Raw genomic sequence first — 19,651 nt, forward strand, 5'->3', positions numbered from 1 at the left:
GTTGCCTACTAAGCTAACTAATTTATCTGTGCATTGTCATAGTGATATGTCATAGAGATTTTAGTCCATTCTCTTATTTTACCGCTTCATCGCTGTTGAATTAATTTGCTGTATTGGGTGTGCACTATGATTAGTCGCATCACCATGTACTCAGTGCGTTGGTTTCTGGGAGAGTTAGAATGAGTATGTCATTTAAACCGTCAATGATTGCACTGCTTTGCGGCATTGGCGTTGTTGCGGTTGCGGGTACGGTTTTGGTGAAAAATGGATACATTAGCTGGCAACAGCCAAAGGCCGCAGAAACTCAGCCGGAGACGCCGCCAGTCGCGCCCGCGGTCAAAACATTCACTCAGCCACAGCTCGATCAGCTCGTGGCGCCTATCGCGTTGTATCCCGATCCGGTTTTAGCGCAGATCCTGATGGCATCTACCTATCCCTCTAACGTGGTGCAGGCCGTGCAGTGGTCACGTGATAACCCTAAGGCTCAGGGGGATTCTGCCGTTAAGTTAGTCGCGAATCAGCCGTGGGATCCTAGCGTTAAGTCATTGGTCGCGTTGCCGCAGTTGCTTGCGCTCATGGGGGAAAATCCTGAATGGGTACAAAATCTGGGCGATGCGTTTTTAGCTCAGCCAGATGATGTGATGAACACGGTACAAAAGCTGAGGCAGGCAGCGCAGAAAAATGGATCGCTGACCTCTAATGCGCAGCAAAAGGTGATTGTCCAACCGGCCAAAAATACGGTGAGTGGTCATAGCGCGAGTAAATCGACGACCGTGGTTGAATCGCAACCGCAGACCATCATCATTCAGCCAACCAATCCTCAGGTTGTTTATGTACCCAGTTATAATCCTAATGTGGTGTATGGCACTTGGGCTACGCCTGCCTATCCGCCTGTTTATTTGCCACCGCCTCCGGGAGAAGTGTTTACCAATAGCCTAGTTTCAGGAATCGGGTTTGGTATTGGTGTCGCGACGACCTATGCCTTGTTCAGCAGTCTGGATTGGGATGATGACCATCATGACGATCACCACCACGACGACGATCATCACCATGACGATCATCATGATGATGGGCATCACGATGATTACCATGGCGGGGGGAATTATCATCAAGGCAATAACTACGTCAATAACAGCCATGTGAATATCAACGTCAACAACTATAACCATATCACCGGGGGAAATATCGGTGGTGCAACGCAGTGGCAACATAATCCTGCCTATCGGGGAGGGGTGCCATACCATGACCCAGCCACTTCGCAGAAGTTTATCTCCGGAGCGACTCAGGCCAACGTGGGGGGCAGCTCGGCCAAAAAAGTCGATCTTAGTTCACTGCATACTCAAGACGGAAACCCGTCGGTTTTATCCGGTCAGACTCACTCACCTGCAAGCCAGAATCTGAAGGCCATTGCCCAGCGTGATAACCTGCGCGGCTTTGATAATGGTACGACTCATATGACGGGAACGGACGGGCAGAGACAAAATGCGGCGGCGGTTTTCAATCAACAAACTCAGCATCATTCGTCAGGTGTAGCGACGGCTAACCAACCCGATCAGCGTCGGCATAATGCAGAGTCTGTTTTGCACGAACGAGCCCAACCATCGGCCCCAGCACGTCAATCAATACATCCATCCGTGAATCCATCGGTGAATCAACATCCTGTAGCAGCCAAAAATTCTGGGGAGCAACGGCCCGCCCATAGCAATCAAATGGGGGAGACACATTTTAGCGCGGCGCAGAATCATAGCCAGCAGAATGGCTTCCAGCAGCATAATAACCCGCAAACGGTAAACCAATTTAATCAACAGCAACACGCGAATCTGTTCAGTGGTAACGCGAGCAGTGCTCCGAATTGGCATCAACAGCAAGAGCGCGGTAATCAGAGTCTCCAACGGATGAATAGTGCTCCGCCCCATCATGCACCGTCGCGCCCGTTACCTGAGCCCAATAATTTGCCGCTGCATCGTCGCTAGTTTACGAGGAATTATGATGAGCAAAATAAGGTATTTCCTGATTGCGGCGAGCATGCTAGCTCTGCCCCTATCGGCACTAGCGCAACAGGTGTTCGAACAGCCAGAGCAGGCCGCGCAGGCTCTTGTGAAAGCTATCGCCGATAATGATAGTGAAGCGTTAAAAAATATTCTCGGGGATGACTGGCGCCAATATCTGCCCGAAGACAGCGTGGAGCAAACTGCGGTAGATCGTTTTCTTCGCGATTGGCAGGTATCTCATCATATTGAACAACAAGGTGATTCCGCTTATCTCAATGTCGGTGATAATAACTGGCAACTGCCTTTACCGATGGTAAAAATTCACAACGGTTGGTCCTTTGATATGCAAAAAGCGGCTGATGAGATCGATACTCGCCATATCGGTCGTAATGAGCTTTCGGCCATTGGTGCGATGTCTGCCTTTGTGGATGCGCAGAAAGAGTATTGGGCGCACGGTATGAATCAGTATGCACAGAAGATTATCAGCAGTGATGGAAAAAAAGATGGCTTGTACTGGCCAGTGAAGGAGGGGGAGGCGCCTAGTCCGTTAGGTCCTGCCTTTGGACAGGATCATCCTGGTACCGATTATCATGGCTATTATTATCGTATTCTCTCTGCGCAAGGGGCTTCGGCTAAAGGCGGTGAGCTTAGCTATCTGGATAACGGAAAGATGACTAAAGGTTTTGCGATGCTGGCATGGCCGGTAGCGTATGGCCACAGTGGAATAATGAGTTTTATGGTGAATCAGGATGGCGTGGTATATCAGCGAGATTTAGGTATTGATAGCGACGCGTTGGCGCGCAAAATCAGCCTGTTCGATCCTGATAAAAATTGGCAGGTCGTTCAGTCTCATTAATGCATAAAAGCCTCCCCTTGACGGGGAGGCTGGGAGCGAAATCATTAAAATTCAATCACCATCTTGCCGCGCATGCGTCCTTCGGCAACTTTGTTATGGGCTTTTTCCAGATTTTCGATAGAAAAACCCTGCAGCGTATCGCTGAGAGTTCCCTGTAGCTTACCTTCATCAACCAATACCGCGACCTGATGCAGGATTTTGCCCTGTTCGGCAATATCCGGCGTATTGAACATACTGCGGGTATACATGAATTCCCAGTGCAGAGCGGCGCTTTTCATTTTTAGTGCCGACTGATCTAATGGGTGGCTGTTTTCCACGATGGTACAAATTTGCCCCTGTGGGGCGATGAGATCGCTGATTGCCGCCCAGTGTCCATCAGTGTCGTTAAGGCAGAAAATGTAATCAACCTGCTTGATATTGTGCTCAGCCAGACCACTTTTTAAATCATGCCAATCTACGGTGAGATCGGCTCCGCGTTCTAAACACCATTGAGCCGAGGATTTATTTGAAGCCGTGGCGATAACCTTCACTTTGCTATTCAGTGCAGCCAGCGAAATGGCGAGCGATCCCACGCCGCCTGCACCGCCGATGATCAAGAGCGTTTTATCCGCATCGGCGTCTTGAACTTCCAAGCGTTCAAATAAACCTTCCCAAGCGGTGAGCGTGGTGAGTGGCATTGCGGCAGCCTGCGCCCAGTTCATACTTTTAGGCTTGCGCGACACGATGCGTGAGTCGATAAGCTGTTGGGTGCTATTGCTACCGGGACGAGTGATGTCACCGGCATACCACACTTCATCCCCAATGCTAAATCCGCTGACTTTACTGCCTACAGAGGTCACGACGCCGCTGGCGTCCCATCCTAGAATGCGTGGCTGTTCTAGCCCGTTTTTAATGAGATTGGCACGAACTTTGGTATCCACTGGGTTGATGGAAACGGCTTTGACCTCAACCAGCAAATCGTAATCCGTTGGCGCTGATATTTGCGGATGGATGACGGTAAATTCTTGTGGGCTGGCGGGATTTACTGCGATTGCGGTAATAGTCATGCTGAAACTCCGATGTAGGTGCAGGATTGCATTGCATGAAATCAGTGTAGATGAGCTGAACCTTGATGATAAGATGGACAATCACTAACTAAGTGTTCTGATTTAACGAACAATGGGGTGGAATGTTTAATCAATTACAGGACATGGCCTTATTTGCGCTGGTGGTCGAGTGTGGGAGCTTTACGTCGGCAGCACTGCGCGCGGGGTTGCCCAAGTCTAGCGTGAGTCAGAGGGTGAGCAATTTAGAGCAACAGCTTGGTCTACGTTTGCTAAATCGAACGACGAGGCAATTAAATCTCACGTTTGCCGGAGAGCGCTATTTAGTGCATTGTCGAGAGATGATTCAGGCGGCCGAACGTGCCGATCTGAGCTTACAACGTTTGAAGGATAATCCGAGCGGACGCCTTCGAATTACTGCTCCTGCTGGGATTGGCGCTACGCTATTGGCTCATGTATGTAGCGATTTTCGCTTAAGCTACCCAGAAGTGAGTTTGGAAATCTTCATTTCAGATGTCATGCGCGATTTAGTTCAGGAAGGATTTGACGTTGCATTACGCACGGGGAAACCTCAGGACTCTTCGCTGGTGGGACGCCGCTTGGGGTATTCACCGCGCTATTTATTGGCCTCTCCCTCCTATCTTGCTCAACATCCAGAGTTGGAGCATCCAAAGCAGCTAGAGCGACACCAGTGTATTGCCCATCGTGCGTGGCATGAATGGGTATTGCAGCGCGGCGGTGAGTTCTATCGCTGGGAACTGCCGATGGATCATGCTGCTGATAATTTACTGTATGTGCGCGAGTGTGTTCTGGCCGGTGCAGGGATTACGCTTCTGCCCGCATTTTTATCGCAGGAGCTGGTGGAGCAGGGACGTTTAGTCAGAGTACTACCTCAGTGGGAAGCTGAGGGAAATGAGCTGTATCTTGTTTATCCTAGCCGAAAACTGAATTCCCCTGCGCTGGATCGCTTTATTGAAATGGCTCTCAACCATGCTTCTTTTGCTGAATACAATCAGGCACTCCGTTAATAGACAATAAAACGATTGAACGGAATAGAAAAAGGCTCCCGCTGGGAGCCTTTTGCATTAAAAATAACTATTTAGTCATTTTCTTATATTTGATGCGATGTGGTTCAAGGGCTTCAGCACCCAGAGTACGTTTTTTGTACTCTTCATATTCAGTGAAGTTACCTTCGAAGAATTCAACCTTACCTTCATCCTGATAATCCAGAATGTGGGTTGCAATACGGTCTAGGAACCAGCGGTCATGGGAAATGACCATTGCGCAACCAGGGAACTCCAGCAAGGCGTTTTCCAGTGCGCGCAGGGTTTCAATGTCGAGGTCGTTGGTGGGTTCGTCGAGCAGCAACATGTTGCCGCCAACCTGTAACAATTTGGCCAGATGTAAACGGCCACGTTCACCACCAGACAACTCACCTACGCGTTTACCCTGATCGACGCCTTTGAAGTTAAAGCGCCCAACGTAGGCGCGGCTTGGCATTTCAAAGTTACCGATACGCATAATGTCTTGACCGTTGGAAACTTCTTCCCAAACGGTTTTCTTGTCATCCATGCTGTCACGGAACTGATCGACAGAGGCCAGCACCACGGTTTCACCCAGATCGATAGTGCCTGAATCTGGCTGCTCTTTCCCAGAAATCATGCGGAACAGGGTCGATTTACCTGCACCGTTCGGACCGATAATGCCGACGATCGCGCCTTTTGGCAGTGAGAATGACAGATCTTCAATCAGCAGGCGATCGCCGTAGGATTTAGACAAATTCTGCACTTCCAGCACTTTATCGCCCAAACGAGGTCCAGGTGGAATGAACAATTCGCTGGTTTCGTTACGCTTTTGATACTCAACGTTGTTGAGTTCTTCAAAGCGAGCCAAACGTGCTTTACCTTTAGATTGGCGGCCTTTGGCACCCTGACGCACCCATTCCAGTTCTTTCTCAATGGATTTGCGGCGAGCGGCTTCGGCAGAAGCTTCTTGTGCCAAGCGCTGATCTTTTTGTTCCAGCCAAGAAGAGTAGTTACCTTCCCATGGAATACCTTCACCACGGTCAAGTTCGAGGATCCAGCCTGCAACGTTATCGAGGAAGTAACGGTCATGGGTAATTGCCACAACGGTTCCTTCATAGTCGTGCAGGAAGCGTTCCAGCCATGCCACAGATTCTGCGTCTAAGTGGTTAGTGGGTTCGTCAAGCAGCAGCATGTCTGGTTTTTCCAGCAGCAGACGGCAAATCGCAACGCGACGACGTTCACCACCGGACAGATTAGCAATCTGTGCATCCCATGCAGGTAGACGCAGCGCATCGGCGGCGCGCTCTAGTTGGTTATCCAGATTATGTCCGTCGTGGGACTGGATAATGGCTTCCAGTTCACCCTGTTCTTTCGCCAGTTTGTCGAAGTCTGCGTCAGGATCGGCATACAGCGCATACACTTCATCCAGACGGGTCAGTGCGCGTTTTACTTCGCCAACGGCTTCTTCAACGGCTTCACGAACCGTTTGTTCTGGATTGAGTTTTGGCTCCTGTGGCAGGTAGCCGATTTTGATCCCAGGCTGAGGGCGAGCTTCACCTTCGATTTCAGTATCAATACCCGCCATGATGCGTAGCAGGGTCGATTTACCTGCACCGTTCAAACCCAGAACGCCGATTTTGGCGCCAGGGAAGAAACTAAGAGAAATGTCCTTCAAAATGTGACGCTTCGGCGGAACGATCTTGCCGACGCGGTGCATAGTATAGACGTATTGAGCCACGGCTATATACTCCTTGATTTATAAGGGTTTTACCTCTGCCTCATGCTTTCATGGGACACAGGCGGGGCATAAGCATTTAAATGACATTCTGTCATTGGCGCGACAGGGCATTTTATGAAGGCGGAGTTTAGCCCGTTTTGGCATTTTATCCCAGCCATCGTCGCATCATGCCGGCGTTTTCCGCTTAAATTGTAGAGGCAGCGCCCATCATTTATGCCGAATATCAGGTTTATTTCTCTCGAGTGAGAAATAAATAGATAAGAATTTTCTTTCCTACAGGCCGCGTCAGCACAGGATTTACCCATGAAATCACTGCGGGTTATTCGAGATGATTAGAAAATAGGTGTTGCTTATAAACCTTAGGCATGAGTAAATAGCGTCATCGGTTTGGAACACAGACCTTATGTGAAAGCAGTTTTAGTAAAGCAGTCCTCAGTTCAAGCGTTATCCTTAGATACCTCTTCTTCTCGTGAGTCTCCTCCTAAGTGCCCCCATAAGCTAGCTCTGACGACGAACCTCGTTCGCTGCAATAATGTGGCTTAAAAAATTGAAAGGAAGTATCTAATGTCTAATAAAATGACTGGTTTAGTAAAATGGTTCAACGCTGATAAAGGTTTCGGCTTCATTTCTCCTGCTGACGGCAGCAAAGATGTATTCGTACATTTCTCTGCAATCCAGAGCGATAGCTACAAATCCCTGGACGAAGGTCAGTCAGTTGAGTTCACTATCGAGAATGGCGCTAAAGGCCCAGCAGCAGCTAACGTAGTCGCTCTGTAATCTCAATAGTTTAGTATTGTTTACGATAGCGATGACGGTATAGACCTGAGCAGTTAAAGAATACTAAAACGAAAAAAACCCGCCTTGAGCGGGTTTTTTTATGCCTAAAATTCACGACTGCTTTGTTTTGCAGCATTGGTTGTTTATGTTGGTACTCGACAGGCTGAAAGTAAAAGTTGTGAAGAAAGACAGGGGCTGAGGGAATGCTCTGCTAAAATCGCTGTCTATGAGTAGTATTGTTTTAACGCGAGGAAAGGTGAGATGGTCATGGCGGACAATTGGCGTGCTTGGGGTATTGGTTTATGTTTAGTCGCTGTGTCCGGGAGCAGTTTTGCTGACTCTTTGGATGCTCAGCGTCAGCGTTACTTACAGGTGAAACAGGCCTGGGATAGCAACCAGATGATGACGGTTAATCAGCTAATGCCAACGCTGCGTGATTATCCTCTCTACCCCTATCTTGAATACCGCCAACTGACACAGGATCTTGGTCAGGCTACGACGATAGAGATTAAAGATTTTATCGCCCGCAACCCAACGCTGCCTCCAGCAAAATCGCTGCCAGCTCGCTATGTTAACGAACTCTCACGTCGTCAAGATTGGACTGGGCTACTCGTGTTTAGCCCTCAACCACCTAAGCCAATTGCCGCGCGTTGTAACTACTACTATGCCCAATATGCAACGGGACATCAGAAGACGGCATGGGATGGGGCGCGTGATATCTGGCTGAGTGGACAGTCTTTGCCAACAAACTGTGACAAGCTGTTTGATGCTTGGAAAGCGTCTGGCGATCAGACTCCACTGACTGTTCTTGAGCGAATGCGTTTGGCGCTCAAGAAAGGTAATAACGGCTTAGTGAGTTTCTTAGCTAAGCAATTGCCGGCGGATTATAAAACGATGGGCGATGCGCTAGCGAGTCTACAAGCCGATCCGCGTAATGTTGAAGCTTTTGCGCGTAATGTTGGTCCAACCGATTTTACCCGTGATGCCACTGAAATTGCTTTCTCGAGTTTAGCGCGTCAGGATGCAGACTCAGCCCGAGCAATGTTACCAACGCTGGTTCGCCTGCAGAAGATTGATGCTAAGCAGCGACAGGCCATGGAAGACAGCATTGCGTGGCGATTAATGGGTAACGATGCAACGACCGAAGATATTCAATGGCGCGATAACGTTATCAAAAATAGCAATAGCGCTTCGTTGATCGAACGGCGCGTACGTTTGGCCTTGGGTAACGGTAATAAGAAGGAAATCCGAACTTGGCTGGCGTTATTGCCGCAAGACGTGCGCGATAAAGATGAATGGCGTTATTGGAATGCCACGGTGATGATTGAGGATGGAAAGCGTAGCGAAGGTGAAAGTATCTTACGTGCGCTAACACAGCAACGCGGCTTTTACCCAATGGTTGCAGCGCAAAAACTGGGGATTACTTATCCACTCCAGGTTGAGGTTGCGAATAAACCGACAGCGGCGTTGACGAAAGACCCTGCGATCGATCGTATTCGTGAATTGATGTATTGGAATATGGACAATACGGCTCGCAGCGAATGGGTTTCACTCGTGAGCAGTAAATCGAAACAGGATCAGGCTGCGCTGGCTCGCTACGCCTATGAACAAAATTGGGCGGATCTGAGCGTTCAGGCAACGATCACTGCGAAGCTTTGGGATCATTTAGAAGAGCGTTTCCCAATGGCGTGGCCGCAGCAGTTCCGTCAGGCTACGGAAGATAAAGGTATTTCTCAATCTTATGCCATGGCAATTGCTCGTCAGGAAAGTGCTTGGAATCCTAAGGCTCAGTCGCCGGTGGGGGCTAGCGGGCTCATGCAGGTGATGCCAAAAACCGCCGAGCATACCGCGCAGATGTTTAATCTGAGCAATTATATGAATAGTAGCCAGTTACTGGATCCGGTGACAAATATCCAGATCGGTACTAGCTATCTAGAATATGTGTATCAAAGTTTGGGGCGTAACCGAATCTTATCTAGCGCAGCGTATAACGCGGGTCCGTCGCGCGTGAATACTTGGCTTGGAAATACTGGGGGACGCGTTGATGCCGTTGCTTTTATTGAGAGCATTCCTTTTTCTGAAACCCGTGGCTATGTGAAGAATGTTTTGGCCTATGATGCTTACTATCGCTACTTCATGAAGCGCCCAACCAAAATCTTAACTGACGCAGAGTGGGAGCGCCGTTACTGATTTCTGTGTTAGGCCGCTTTGACTGCGCAAACTTTGTGGTATGCTGCCGTACTAGTTAATGAGTATTTTCTCACCAAGAGTACGGCAGCTAATCATGACAAACCGATCCCTGACCGATCCTGCGCTCAGCGCACAAGAAAATGATGACTGGCAACGCTTTGTTGAATTGTTAAGGCAGGCGTTTGCCGAAGATTTACAAGGCCCTATGCTTCAGCTATTTTTGACGCCAGATGAAAGAACGGCGTTGGCGACGCGGGTGCGAATCATTGAAGAATTGATGAAAGGTGAAATCAGCCAGCGTGAGCTTAAAAGTCAGCTTGGAGCCGGTATTGCTACTATTACGCGTGGTTCCAATAGCTTGAAAACGGCCCCCGCAGACTTGAAAGCGTGGCTGGAACAGCAACTGCTTTCTGATAAATAAAGCCTAGGAACAACGATGGCACCCTAGAGTGTCATCGTTAAATGTTCACAAGCATCTGCGTACGTAATTATTTTTTCACGCAGTTCTGCTGGAAAATTTCATTATGGAAGGGCACCAGCGCGAGCACTAACGCCTGATGATAGACGCTAGTTCGTGTCAGAATACCATTGGTGAATACGCCGATGGCACCTTCACGGCGACCGATATCACTCACTCCGGTAATTCCTTTCATTTCACTGCCTAAGGCGCGGCCTTCGGCAATTCCCTTCAGGATAACTTCGGGTAGCATCAGACTCGCAGAACGTGATTCACCACGCATGTGGTGATTTTCAATCGTCATCCACGCGAAGGTCATGTTTTCTTCAATACCGGCCTCAATACCGACCCAAAAATCGGCTTCGGGGCAAACCTGGCGTGCGCACATGACTCGATGGCGTGAGCCGGTTCGCGTTTCATGATTTCCGATGGGTTGTTCGGGCACTCCACTATCAACTTCAACGCCTTCAATGCGATACTGGTCATGACCAAAAACATCGTCGAACGCCAGAGAAATAGCCTTAATTTTTGCAGGGTTGGTAGTTGCAGCTACAACATGGTACATATGATTTCTAGCTTCCTTTTAGCGCATTTCTCGCAGTATACGGAAAAAGTACATGACACAGGTATATCTTATTCGCCACGGTGAAACCGAGTGGAACGCAGAACGCCGGATTCAAGGACAATCCAATAGCCCATTAACCGAGTTAGGAGAACTTCAGGCGCGCCAGGTTGCTGCCCGCCTAAGCCAAATGGGGATCACGCATGTGATTGCGAGTGATTTGGGAAGAACGCGTCAAACGGGGCTAGCTATTGCTGAAGCCTGCGGATGCGAGCTGATTCTCGACTCACGTTTGCGTGAGTTGCATATGGGCGTATTAGAGGAGCGCTTACTGGATTCACTCACTCCTGAAGAAGAGAAATGGCGTAAGCAGATGGTTGATGGTACGCCTGATGCGCGTATTCCTGAGGGGGAGAGTATGGCTGAGTTGGCAACACGTATGCGTGCGGCACTCAATAGCTGTCTTGATCTCCCTGCAGGAAGTCAGCCAGCGTTAGTGAGCCATGGTATTGCGTTAGGGGCATTATTGGGCACGATCTTGGGATTGCCTCCGTACGCCGAGCGACGTTTGCGTCTACGTAACTGTTCTTTATCTCGGGTGGATTACCAGCAAAGTCCGTGGTTAGCGCCGGGATGGGTGGTTGAAAGCGCAGGTGATATCCATCATTTGGATAGACCTGCGCTTGATGAGATTCAGCGTTAATCTTCTTCGCGACGAATCGGAATAAGATACTCGCAGCAGATGTGTTGAGGCGGACGCTGCGAGGAATCTGCCTGTGGGTGGAAACGTTCGATATCGTAGCCTTTGCGACGCACCAGATTCAGCGTTGGCAGCGTAGTGCCATAGAGACCTAGGATAAAGTCCTGAAATCCTTCCGCTGGGCCGTTATAACAGAATTGTGCATATTCTCCACCCAGCAGCGTGATGGATTGCACTTCCTTGGTGACATCTGGCGGTAGGTGCTGAATTTCAAGCGCAGTGGTATACAGCACTTCCTGCTCGTCATCTTTTTCTAGACTGGCACGAGAATGATGCAGGCCATAAAGCACCGGTGGCAGATTTTTCACATCATGCAGGAAATCATGCCAAAACTGGCTACGTAATTCGGTACGCACTTTGCTGATTTGTTCTAGTGTGCAGGTATAACATTGAGTGATACCAACCAGCGATGTACTTGGTAGCGTAATAAACTCAGGTTGAACCAAATTGCTCAATCCCAGACGAATTGGCGGGCACATACCGTAAGCGTGCCAATCTTCCGCACGGCGATACAGTGCAGGGGTTTGGTTAAATTGCTTTTTAAAGGCTCTGGTGAATGTTTGCTGTGAGTCAAAACGGTACTGTAGCGCAATATCCAGAATGGGGCGGCTCGTTAGGCGTAGCGCGACAGCGGCCTTAGATAAACGGCGGGCGCGAATGTAGGCGCCTATTGCCTGTCCGGTCACTTCTTTAAACATCCGTTGCAGGTGCCATTTAGAATATCCCGCTTTGGCTGCAACGTTATCGAGCGATAAAGGTTGGTCCAAATGTCCTTCCAACCAACTTAACAGGTCACGAATAATACTGGCCTGATCCATAGAGCATCCTCAAAAGCAGTAATGAACTTAAATAGCAACTGAGCGGCATGATAGCAATTTTTTTGGCCTTAGACTTATATTAAGGTTTTTTCAGTGCAAAGAGTGCTATGCAGACGTGAGCTGTAATGTAAAATTTATATAATTTATACGTTGTGCAATTAAGTTCGTAATATTAATAACTATCGTGATTATAAGTATCAGAGGTACTTAGGTGAACAAATATTTTGTAGGCATATGTTTCTCCGTCGCTGCGGCCTTTACATCCGCTCATGCTGAGCAGATTGGCTCAGTTGATACGGTATTTAAAATTTTGGGGCCAGACCACAAAATCGTGGTAGAGGCATTTGATGACCCTGATATTAAAAACGTCACGTGCTATATCAGCCGAGCGAAAACTGGAGGAATTAAAGGTGGTTTAGGGCTGGCTGAAGATACTGCTGATGCCGCAATCTCCTGTCAGCAGGTGGGGCCGATAGCGATAAGCGAGAAGATTAAGAACAAAAAATCTGACGGAGAAGTGGTATTTCGTAAGCGGACATCCCTCGTCTTTAAAAAGCTACAGGTAGTTCGCTTTTATGATCCAGCTCGTAACGCATTGGTTTATCTGACTTACTCTGACAAAGTTGTAGATGGTTCGCCAAAAAATGCGATCAGTGCGGTGCCAATTATGCCGTGGGCAACGCCTGAAACCAGCGTATCTGCAGCACCTGCAGCTCAGTGAAATAGTGTCAAACTGAAAAACACTATTACAAAAAAGGCCGACATTGCTGTCGGCCTTTGTGTTTACTGAAAGAGATATCTTAGCGTTTGATTTGAGCCAGCAGGAAATCTTCGATTTCGCCGGTTTTAATCATTTGCTTTTCACCGTTGCGGCGGTTTTTATATTCAATCTCATCGCTATCAAGGTTGCGGTCGCCGATAACAACGGTGTGAGGTACACCAATCAGTTCCATATCGGCAAACATCACGCCTGGGCGCTCTTTACGGTCATCCATGATGACGTCGATACCTTTAGAGCGCAGGCTGTTGTACAGCGACTCCGCCAGATCTTTCACGCGGAAAGATTTATGCATGTTCATTGGCAGGATAGCCACTTGGAACGGTGCAATAGCGTCAGGCCAGATGATGCCGCGTTCGTCATGGTTTTGCTCAATCGCGGCTGCAACCACGCGAGTCACCCCGATCCCGTAACAACCCATCGTCATAAGCTGGTTACGACCATCTTCACCCTGTACGGTAGCTTTGAGTGCTTCGGTATATTTTGTACCTAATTGGAAAATATGCCCGACTTCAATCCCGCGTTTGATAAGCAGTGTACCCTTGCCATCTGGGCTTGGATCGCCTTCAACCACGTTACGGATATCTGCTACTAGGGGTAATGGCAAATCGCGTTCCCAGTTGATACCAAAGTAGTGTTTTCCGTCGATATTTGCACCTGCGCCGAAATCGCTCATCATGGCGACAGTACGATCGGCAACAACAGGAACGGCCATGTTGATAGGTCCTAGAGAGCCTGGTCCTGCGTTTACGACTGTGCGAATTTCAGCTTCCGTTGCAAACGTCAGTGGGCTGGCAACCATCTCCAGTTTTTCTGCTTTTACTTCGTTGAGTTCGTGATCGCCGCGAACCAACAGGGCAACCAGTGTGTGGCCGCTCTCTTTAGTTGCATGAACCAGCAGAGTTTTGACCGTTTTCTCAATTGGCAGATTGAATTGCTCAGTCAGTTCCGCAATAGTTTTGGCATTAGGGGTATCAACAATACGCAGCTCTTCTGTTGGCGCAGCGCGTTCACCCTTAGGTGCTACGGCCTCGGCCAGCTCAATGTTTGCTGCGAAATCAGACTCGCTGGAGAACACGACGTCATCTTCACCGCTTTGTGCCAGAACTTGGAATTCGTGAGAAGCGTTGCCGCCGATAGAGCCGGTATCGGCTTGCACTGGGCGGAAATCCAAATCCATGCGACTAAAGATTTTGCTGTAGGCAGCAAACATCTTGTCGTAGGTTTCCTGTAGAGATTCCTGAGACGTGTGGAAAGAGTATGCATCTTTCATCACGAACTCACGTGAACGCATCACGCCGAAACGTGGGCGAACTTCATCGCGGAATTTTGTCTGGATCTGGAAGAAATTTAACGGCAGCTGTTTATAAGAGCTGATCTCGTTACGCACCATATCGGTGATCACTTCTTCGTGAGTTGGGCCTAATACAAATGGACGTTCTCCGCGATCGACAAAGCGCAGCAGCTCTGGACCATACTGTTCCCAACGACCACTTTCCTGCCACAGATCCGCCGGTTGAACCACGGGCATGGAAACTTCGATTGCGCCGGCGTTGTTCATCTCTTCACGGACGATGTTTTCAACTTTTTTCAGAACACGCAGACCGGTAGGCATCCAGGTATACAGACCGGAGGCGAGTTTACGGATCATTCCGGCACGTAGCATCAGTTGATGACTGATAACTTCGGCGTCGGCTGGAGTCTCCTTCAGAGTGGAGAGCAAGTATTGGCTTGTACGCATGTGTATATGTTCCGTTAGAACGCAGTATGTATCAGACCGTCGGGATAAGGCGGCCAAAATAAAGAAAAGTGGCTTAGTTTATCAGTGACGGCGGGTTGTCAAAAGAGAAGGGCGTGAAAATCTAGACCGAATTCAGGTCTATTACCTCGGTTATGCCATCTTTTACCTGCCAACGCACGTTAAAATCCAGCAGATGAACGGCATAAACGCGTTCTTCATTCTCACCTTTTCGATAAGCTGGGCGTGGATCTTGAGCCAACACTTGCCGAATAAATCGCTCTAAATGGGGATAACGCGAACGCTGCTGCAGGATTTGCTGTTGGGCAACGTCAGAGAAAACGACGCACATATCTGCCAGTGGTGCATTTTGAGCAAAACCACCACGCGCCTGTGGCTGACTTTCTGCAAACGGTAGATAAGGTTTGATATCAATAACCGGTGTACCGTCGACCAAATCAAGACTGCCTAGTTTCAAACAAACCTTACTGCCTTGAGTTTCAACTGATTTCAGTTCGACCAAAGACATGCCAATAGGATTAGGGCGGAAGGTTGAACGCGTAGCAAATACACCCATCCGCATATTTCCACCTAAACGAGGTGGCCTAACCGTTGGACGCCAGCCACCGTCCATTGTTTGATGGAAAACAAACATGATCCACAGATGGCTGAATTCCTCTAATCCGCGCACCGACTCTGGCTGATTATAAGGTGCGATAAGCTCCAGTTCGCCACCGCCGTCTTCAACCAGTCCTGGCTGACGTGGAATCGCGAACTTTTCTTTATAGGGCGATCGAATCAGCCCGATAGTATTGAAAGAAAACTGACTCATTGCTGAGAAACGTTTAACGCGGAACCTTTACATACCGCTTGCTGGTAGCAACTCGGTGTGTCTGTCACGATTTCGCATTGATGCAGTAGCACGGCGTTTGCTTTCATCGTCGATGCTTTTATTTGCATGCGTTTACGCGCGGTTGCCAAATTAGGTGCAGCGTCTTGAGCTGTGGCCTGACAAACGCTGCCGGTCACTTCCCCTAAATCACGAAAAGGTTTGCCGACCAAGTCTTCTGCATTTTCATAGACTTTGACTGGACGAGCTCGTTGCTGAGTGGTTTTTGTCGTTTTGGTTGTATTCGTCTGTGTTTTCACAGGTTCAACGGGTGTCTTAGTTTCTGATTTTGTGTGCAGCAAAGAGCAGCCGGACAAAGCCAAGGAGGCAGCGAGCAAGCATAAAGGTAATGCGCGCATAAATATTTCCTGATTTTTATAAAGAGGTTGCTATTGAATCAAGGTATGACAGAAATGACAAGACGGGCATAAGCCCGTCTTGAAGATATTACTCGATATATTGAGTAGAGCAATTACCAGCCTTTAACTGCGCCGCCGTTAAAGATTTTGTTTGCGGCTTCGTAGACTTCATCGGACTGATACGCTTGAACAAATTTCTTCACGTTTTCCGCATCTTTGTTGTCCTCACGGGCAACGATCAGGTTTACGTATGGAGAATCTTTATCTTCGACAAAAATACCATCTTTTGCTGGAGTCAGCCCAATCTGGCTAGCATAGGTCGTATTAATAACGGCCAGTGCGATTTGAGCGTCATCCAGAGAGCGTGGCAGTTGTGGAGCTTCCAACTCGACCAATTTCAGCTTCTTCGGATTCTCGGTTACATCTAGCACGGTTGGCAGTAAGCCGATACCATCTTTCAGCTTTATCAAGCCCACTTTTTGCAGCAGCAGCAGAGAACGGCCAAGGTTAGTTGGGTCGTTTGGTAATGCGACCTGGGAACCGTCCTGCAGCTCGCTCAGAGATTTGATTTTCTTTGAATAGCCCGCGATTGGGTAAACGAAGGTGCTGCCAACTGGAACCAGTTTGTAGCCACGATCTTTGATCTGCTGATCCAGATAAGGTTTATGTTGGAAAGCATTCGCGTCGATATCACCTTTACTCAGTGCTTCGTTTGGCAAAACGTAATCGTTAAAGGTAACCAGCTCTACATCAAGGCCATATTTGTCTTTGGCAACTTTCTGCGCAACCTCAGCAACCTGCTGTTCTGCACCGACAATAACGCCCACTTTAATATGGTTTGGATCTTTTTCTTCCTGACCACAGCCCGCCAGCGCCAGAGAACCCAGAAGTGCGCCAACGACAGCAATCGACTTAAACTTTAGTGACATACCCGTATCCTTCTTTTGACTTGTTCTTGAGACATTGTTTTTGAGACGTTGTTTTTGAAACATCGTATGGCGCGGCATAGCAAGCGCCGTTTTTATTATTAGGACTGCTTTATTTGTGACTAACCGCTTTAACGATACGATCGCCACTAAATTGGATCAGATACACTAAAATGACTAACAATACCAATACCGTATTCATCACGGTTGCGTCATATCCGATATAACCATACTGATAACCAATCTGTCCTAAACCACCGGCTCCTACGGCACCGCCCATCGCTGAATAGCCGACTAGGGTAATCAGTGTGATGGTTGCAGCGTTAACTAGCCCAGGTAATGCTTCAGGCAGCAGAATTTTGCTAATAATCTGCATCGGCGTTGCGCCCATGGCTCGCGAGGCTTCAATTAGGCCTGTTGGAATTTCTAACAACGCATTTTCAACCATACGCGCGATGAACGGAGCCGCGCCAACGGTTAAGGGAACCAATGCTGCTTGCAAACCGATAGACGTTCCAACGATGATACGAGTGAACGGAATCATCCAAACCAGTAAGATAATGAATGGAATGGAACGGAAAATATTAACCAATGCGGAAAGAAGGCTATATAGCTTGGCATTTTCCCAGATCTGACCCGGACGCGTAATATAAAGAAGTACGCCCACGGGCAGACCGATAACAAAGCCAAAGAAGCCAGATACAAAGGTCATGACGACGGTTTCCCAAATGCCTCGGCCCATCAACCACATCATTGCCTCAGACATAACCCAGTACCTCTACTTTCACTTGATGATTCTTGAAAAATTCAATAGCAGATAACGCGTCAGCATCATCTCCGTGCAGTTCTGCCAACATAACGCCGAATTTTACACCGCCGGCATAATCCATTTGAGAGCTTAATATACTGATATCTACATTGAAGCGACGCACTGCTTGAGAGATCAGTGGTGCATCCACGGATTGCCCAGTGAATTCCAAACGCAATAACGGCTGAGTATCCGGTTTACGATCTGGCGTCATGCGTGCTGCGAAATCGTCTGGAATATCCAAATGCAGCGTTGAGTGAATGAACTGCTGTGCCAGTGGGGTCTTAGGATGTGAGAACACTTCACCCACGGTACCTTGCTCAATCAATTGGCCATCACTAATTACGGCAACTTGATCGCAGATACGTTTCACCACGTCCATCTCATGGGTGATTAATAGAATTGTTAAGCCTAGGCGACGGTTAATATCTTTTAGTAGTTCTAATATAGAACGCGTTGTCGCAGGGTCGAGCGCGCTAGTTGCTTCGTCACACAACAATACTTGTGGGTTACTGGCTAAGGCGCGAGCGATAGCGACACGTTGCTTTTGTCCCCCCGACAAATTTGCAGGATAAGCGTCTTTTTTATCACTTAAACCAACCAGATCCAGTAATTCGCTGACGCGACGTGTTATCTCGTCGCGTGGCGTATTATCGAGCTCCAGAGGCAGGGCAATGTTTCCTGCAACAGTACGAGATGAAAGAAGATTAAAGTGCTGGAAGATCATGCCAATCTGGCGACGAGCCTTGGTCAATGCGCTTTCAGAAAGTGCTGTCATATCCTGATCGCCAACGAGGACTGTGCCGCTGGTTGGACGTTCCAGCAGATTCACGCAGCGGATAAGCGTACTTTTACCGGCACCGGAAGAACCGATGACGCCATATATTTGTCCGGCAGGGACGTGCAGTGACACGTCTGATAGCGCTTTAATTTGGCGCTGCCCCTGCTGAAAAACTTTGGTGATATTTGTAAGTTTAATCATTTTTATATTTTTACTTTTGGTATTGCCCGTGGCAGATAAAAAGCAAACTTTGGGAAGGTCCAAAGTATTGAACTGGATGTTAAGGCGTCTAGACGTCTAAGTCAACAGAAGTCGAGTGAGTTAGATGCTCTCTCTTTAGCGCAAATCATGCGATACTTAGCAGCAACTAACGCCATAAGGAGTGAATATCTGTGGCCCAGCTTGTTCCTGCAATTTTTTTAGATCGTGATGGCACGATTAATGTCGATCACGGATATGTTCATGAAAGCGATAACTTCCAGTTTATAGACGGCGTAATTGACGCAATGGCTGAACTGAAAAAGATGGGCTTCGCCTTGGTTTTGGTCACGAATCAATCAGGCATTGCTCGCGGTATGTTTACCGAGGATCAGTTCATGCATCTTACCGAATGGATGGATTGGTCACTGGCCGATCGCGACGTTGATTTAGACGGCGTCTACTATTGCCCACATCATCCGGAAGGGACGGTAGAAGAATTCCGTCAGGCGTGCGATTGCCGCAAACCACAGCCAGGCATGCTGCTGTCTGCTCAAGAAGAGCTAAATATCGATATGAGCGCTTCCTATATAGTAGGCGACAAAATTGAGGATTTGCTCGCGGGTGAAGCTGCAGGAGTGGCGACTAAAATTTTAGTTCGCACGGGGAAGCCAGTCACACCAGAAGCAGAATCTAAGGCTGATTTTGTGATTAATAGCCTTGCAGATTTGCCAAAAGTGATAAAACAGCGGTTTTAGTGCTCGATATGGCTGAAAATGAGCCAAATAGAAAAAAAAGTTAAATTAGGGGTTGTCAGCCTGCGAGAACTCCCTATAATGCGCCTCCATCGACACGGAACATGTGAATCACTTCACATCCTCTCCGAAGTTCGACAGAGAAAAAATCCTGAAATTATGGGTTGACTCTGAAAGAGGAAAGCGTATTATACGCCACCTT

Annotated in this window: 19 protein-coding genes; 9 read left to right on the top strand and 10 right to left on the bottom strand. The window is 48.3% G+C overall.

The features are described from left to right. Positions 1–179: 179 nt before the first annotated feature. On the top strand, positions 180–1,973 hold the full coding sequence (locus M988_RS02965) for a DUF3300 domain-containing protein (RefSeq protein ID WP_064572780.1): 1,794 nt from the start codon (positions 180–182) through the stop codon (positions 1,971–1,973). 16 nt (positions 1,974–1,989) lie between these two features. Further along, a complete protein-coding gene (locus tag M988_RS02970; protein ID WP_020303538.1) occupies positions 1,990–2,847 on the top strand; it encodes a DUF2950 domain-containing protein in 858 nt (285 codons plus the stop codon). A 44-nt stretch (positions 2,848–2,891) separates the two neighbouring features. On the opposite strand, the gene M988_RS02975 is transcribed toward M988_RS02970, so the two are convergent. Continuing rightward, a complete protein-coding gene (locus M988_RS02975) occupies positions 2,892–3,893 on the bottom strand; it encodes a zinc-binding alcohol dehydrogenase family protein (protein WP_064572782.1) in 1,002 nt (333 codons plus the stop codon). A 122-nt stretch (positions 3,894–4,015) separates the two neighbouring features. On the opposite strand from M988_RS02975, the gene M988_RS02980 reads away from it, so the two are divergent. Beyond that, positions 4,016–4,918 carry a LysR family transcriptional regulator gene (locus M988_RS02980; protein WP_008815183.1) on the top strand — a complete coding sequence of 301 codons (903 nt, stop codon included), beginning with the start codon at positions 4,016–4,018 and terminating at the stop codon, positions 4,916–4,918. Positions 4,919–4,985: 67 nt separating this feature from the next. Here M988_RS02980 and ettA read toward each other — a convergent pair whose 3' ends face one another. After that, complete coding sequence (gene ettA, locus M988_RS02985) at positions 4,986–6,653, bottom strand: energy-dependent translational throttle protein EttA (protein WP_008815182.1); 1,668 nt, start codon at positions 6,651–6,653, stop codon at positions 4,986–4,988. 564 nt (positions 6,654–7,217) lie between these two features. Here ettA and cspE point away from each other — a divergent pair. The 3 genes from cspE to trpR all read left to right on the top strand — a co-directional run bounded on the left by cspE (position 7,218) and on the right by trpR (position 10,041). Beyond that, positions 7,218–7,430, top strand: a complete 213-nt coding sequence (gene cspE, locus M988_RS02990; protein ID WP_004091319.1) for a transcription antiterminator/RNA stability regulator CspE — start codon at positions 7,218–7,220, stop codon at positions 7,428–7,430. A 261-nt stretch (positions 7,431–7,691) separates the two neighbouring features. After that, entirely contained in the window at positions 7,692–9,620 is a 1,929-nt protein-coding gene (gene sltY / locus M988_RS02995; RefSeq protein WP_039184905.1) for a murein transglycosylase, read from the top strand. Between the two features lie 94 nt (positions 9,621–9,714). Beyond that, entirely contained in the window at positions 9,715–10,041 is a 327-nt protein-coding gene (gene trpR / locus M988_RS03000; RefSeq protein ID WP_004091325.1) for a trp operon repressor, read from the top strand. 67 nt (positions 10,042–10,108) lie between these two features. On the opposite strand, the gene yjjX is transcribed toward trpR, so the two are convergent. Further along, positions 10,109–10,642: an inosine/xanthosine triphosphatase gene (yjjX, locus tag M988_RS03005; RefSeq protein WP_061059561.1), complete on the bottom strand. Its 534-nt coding sequence runs from the start codon at positions 10,640–10,642 to the stop codon at positions 10,109–10,111. Positions 10,643–10,694: 52 nt separating this feature from the next. Here yjjX and gpmB point away from each other — a divergent pair, with 52 nt between their 5' ends. Next, complete coding sequence (gene gpmB / locus M988_RS03010) at positions 10,695–11,342, top strand: 2,3-diphosphoglycerate-dependent phosphoglycerate mutase GpmB (protein ID WP_004091329.1); 648 nt, start codon at positions 10,695–10,697, stop codon at positions 11,340–11,342. Here gpmB and robA read toward each other — a convergent pair. After that, positions 11,339–12,217, bottom strand: coding sequence for an MDR efflux pump AcrAB transcriptional activator RobA (robA, locus tag M988_RS03015; RefSeq protein WP_004091330.1), 879 nt, complete (start codon positions 12,215–12,217; stop codon positions 11,339–11,341). The genes gpmB and robA overlap by 4 nt on opposite strands. Positions 12,218–12,428: 211 nt before the next feature. Here robA and creA point away from each other — a divergent pair, with 211 nt between their 5' ends. Beyond that, positions 12,429–12,938 carry a protein CreA gene (gene creA / locus M988_RS03020; protein WP_008815178.1) on the top strand — a complete coding sequence of 170 codons (510 nt, stop codon included), beginning with the start codon at positions 12,429–12,431 and terminating at the stop codon, positions 12,936–12,938. A 79-nt stretch (positions 12,939–13,017) separates the two neighbouring features. Here the strand turns inward: creA and proS are convergent, their stop codons facing one another. The 6 genes from proS to metN all read right to left on the bottom strand — a co-directional run bounded on the left by proS (position 13,018) and on the right by metN (position 18,697). After that, the gene (gene proS / locus M988_RS03025) at positions 13,018–14,736 is read right to left on the bottom strand and encodes a proline--tRNA ligase (RefSeq protein ID WP_008815177.1); all 1,719 of its coding nucleotides are present in this window, start codon (positions 14,734–14,736) and stop codon (positions 13,018–13,020) included. 121 nt (positions 14,737–14,857) lie between these two features. Beyond that, positions 14,858–15,565, bottom strand: a complete 708-nt coding sequence (tsaA, locus tag M988_RS03030; protein ID WP_061059563.1) for a tRNA (N6-threonylcarbamoyladenosine(37)-N6)-methyltransferase TrmO — start codon at positions 15,563–15,565, stop codon at positions 14,858–14,860. After that, the gene (gene rcsF / locus M988_RS03035) at positions 15,562–15,981 is read right to left on the bottom strand and encodes an Rcs stress response system protein RcsF (RefSeq protein WP_004091334.1); all 420 of its coding nucleotides are present in this window, start codon (positions 15,979–15,981) and stop codon (positions 15,562–15,564) included. The genes tsaA and rcsF overlap by 4 nt, the downstream gene beginning before the upstream one ends. 113 nt (positions 15,982–16,094) lie before the next feature. Then, positions 16,095–16,910 carry a MetQ/NlpA family lipoprotein gene (locus M988_RS03040; RefSeq protein ID WP_004091337.1) on the bottom strand — a complete coding sequence of 272 codons (816 nt, stop codon included), beginning with the start codon at positions 16,908–16,910 and terminating at the stop codon, positions 16,095–16,097. Between the two features lie 109 nt (positions 16,911–17,019). Next, a complete protein-coding gene (locus tag M988_RS03045; protein ID WP_004091338.1) occupies positions 17,020–17,673 on the bottom strand; it encodes a methionine ABC transporter permease MetI in 654 nt (217 codons plus the stop codon). Continuing rightward, positions 17,666–18,697, bottom strand: coding sequence for a methionine ABC transporter ATP-binding protein MetN (gene metN / locus M988_RS03050; RefSeq protein ID WP_008815175.1), 1,032 nt, complete (start codon positions 18,695–18,697; stop codon positions 17,666–17,668). Before metN ends, M988_RS03045 begins: the two co-directional genes overlap by 8 nt. A gap of 191 nt (positions 18,698–18,888) precedes the next feature. Here metN and gmhB point away from each other — a divergent pair, with 191 nt between their 5' ends. Further along, entirely contained in the window at positions 18,889–19,452 is a 564-nt protein-coding gene (gmhB, locus tag M988_RS03055) for a D-glycero-beta-D-manno-heptose 1,7-bisphosphate 7-phosphatase (protein ID WP_064572785.1), read from the top strand. Positions 19,453–19,651: the final 199 nt, after the last annotated feature.

It is taken from the genome of Hafnia paralvei ATCC 29927 (genome assembly GCF_001655005.1).
Lineage (GTDB): Bacteria > Pseudomonadota > Gammaproteobacteria > Enterobacterales > Enterobacteriaceae > Hafnia > Hafnia paralvei.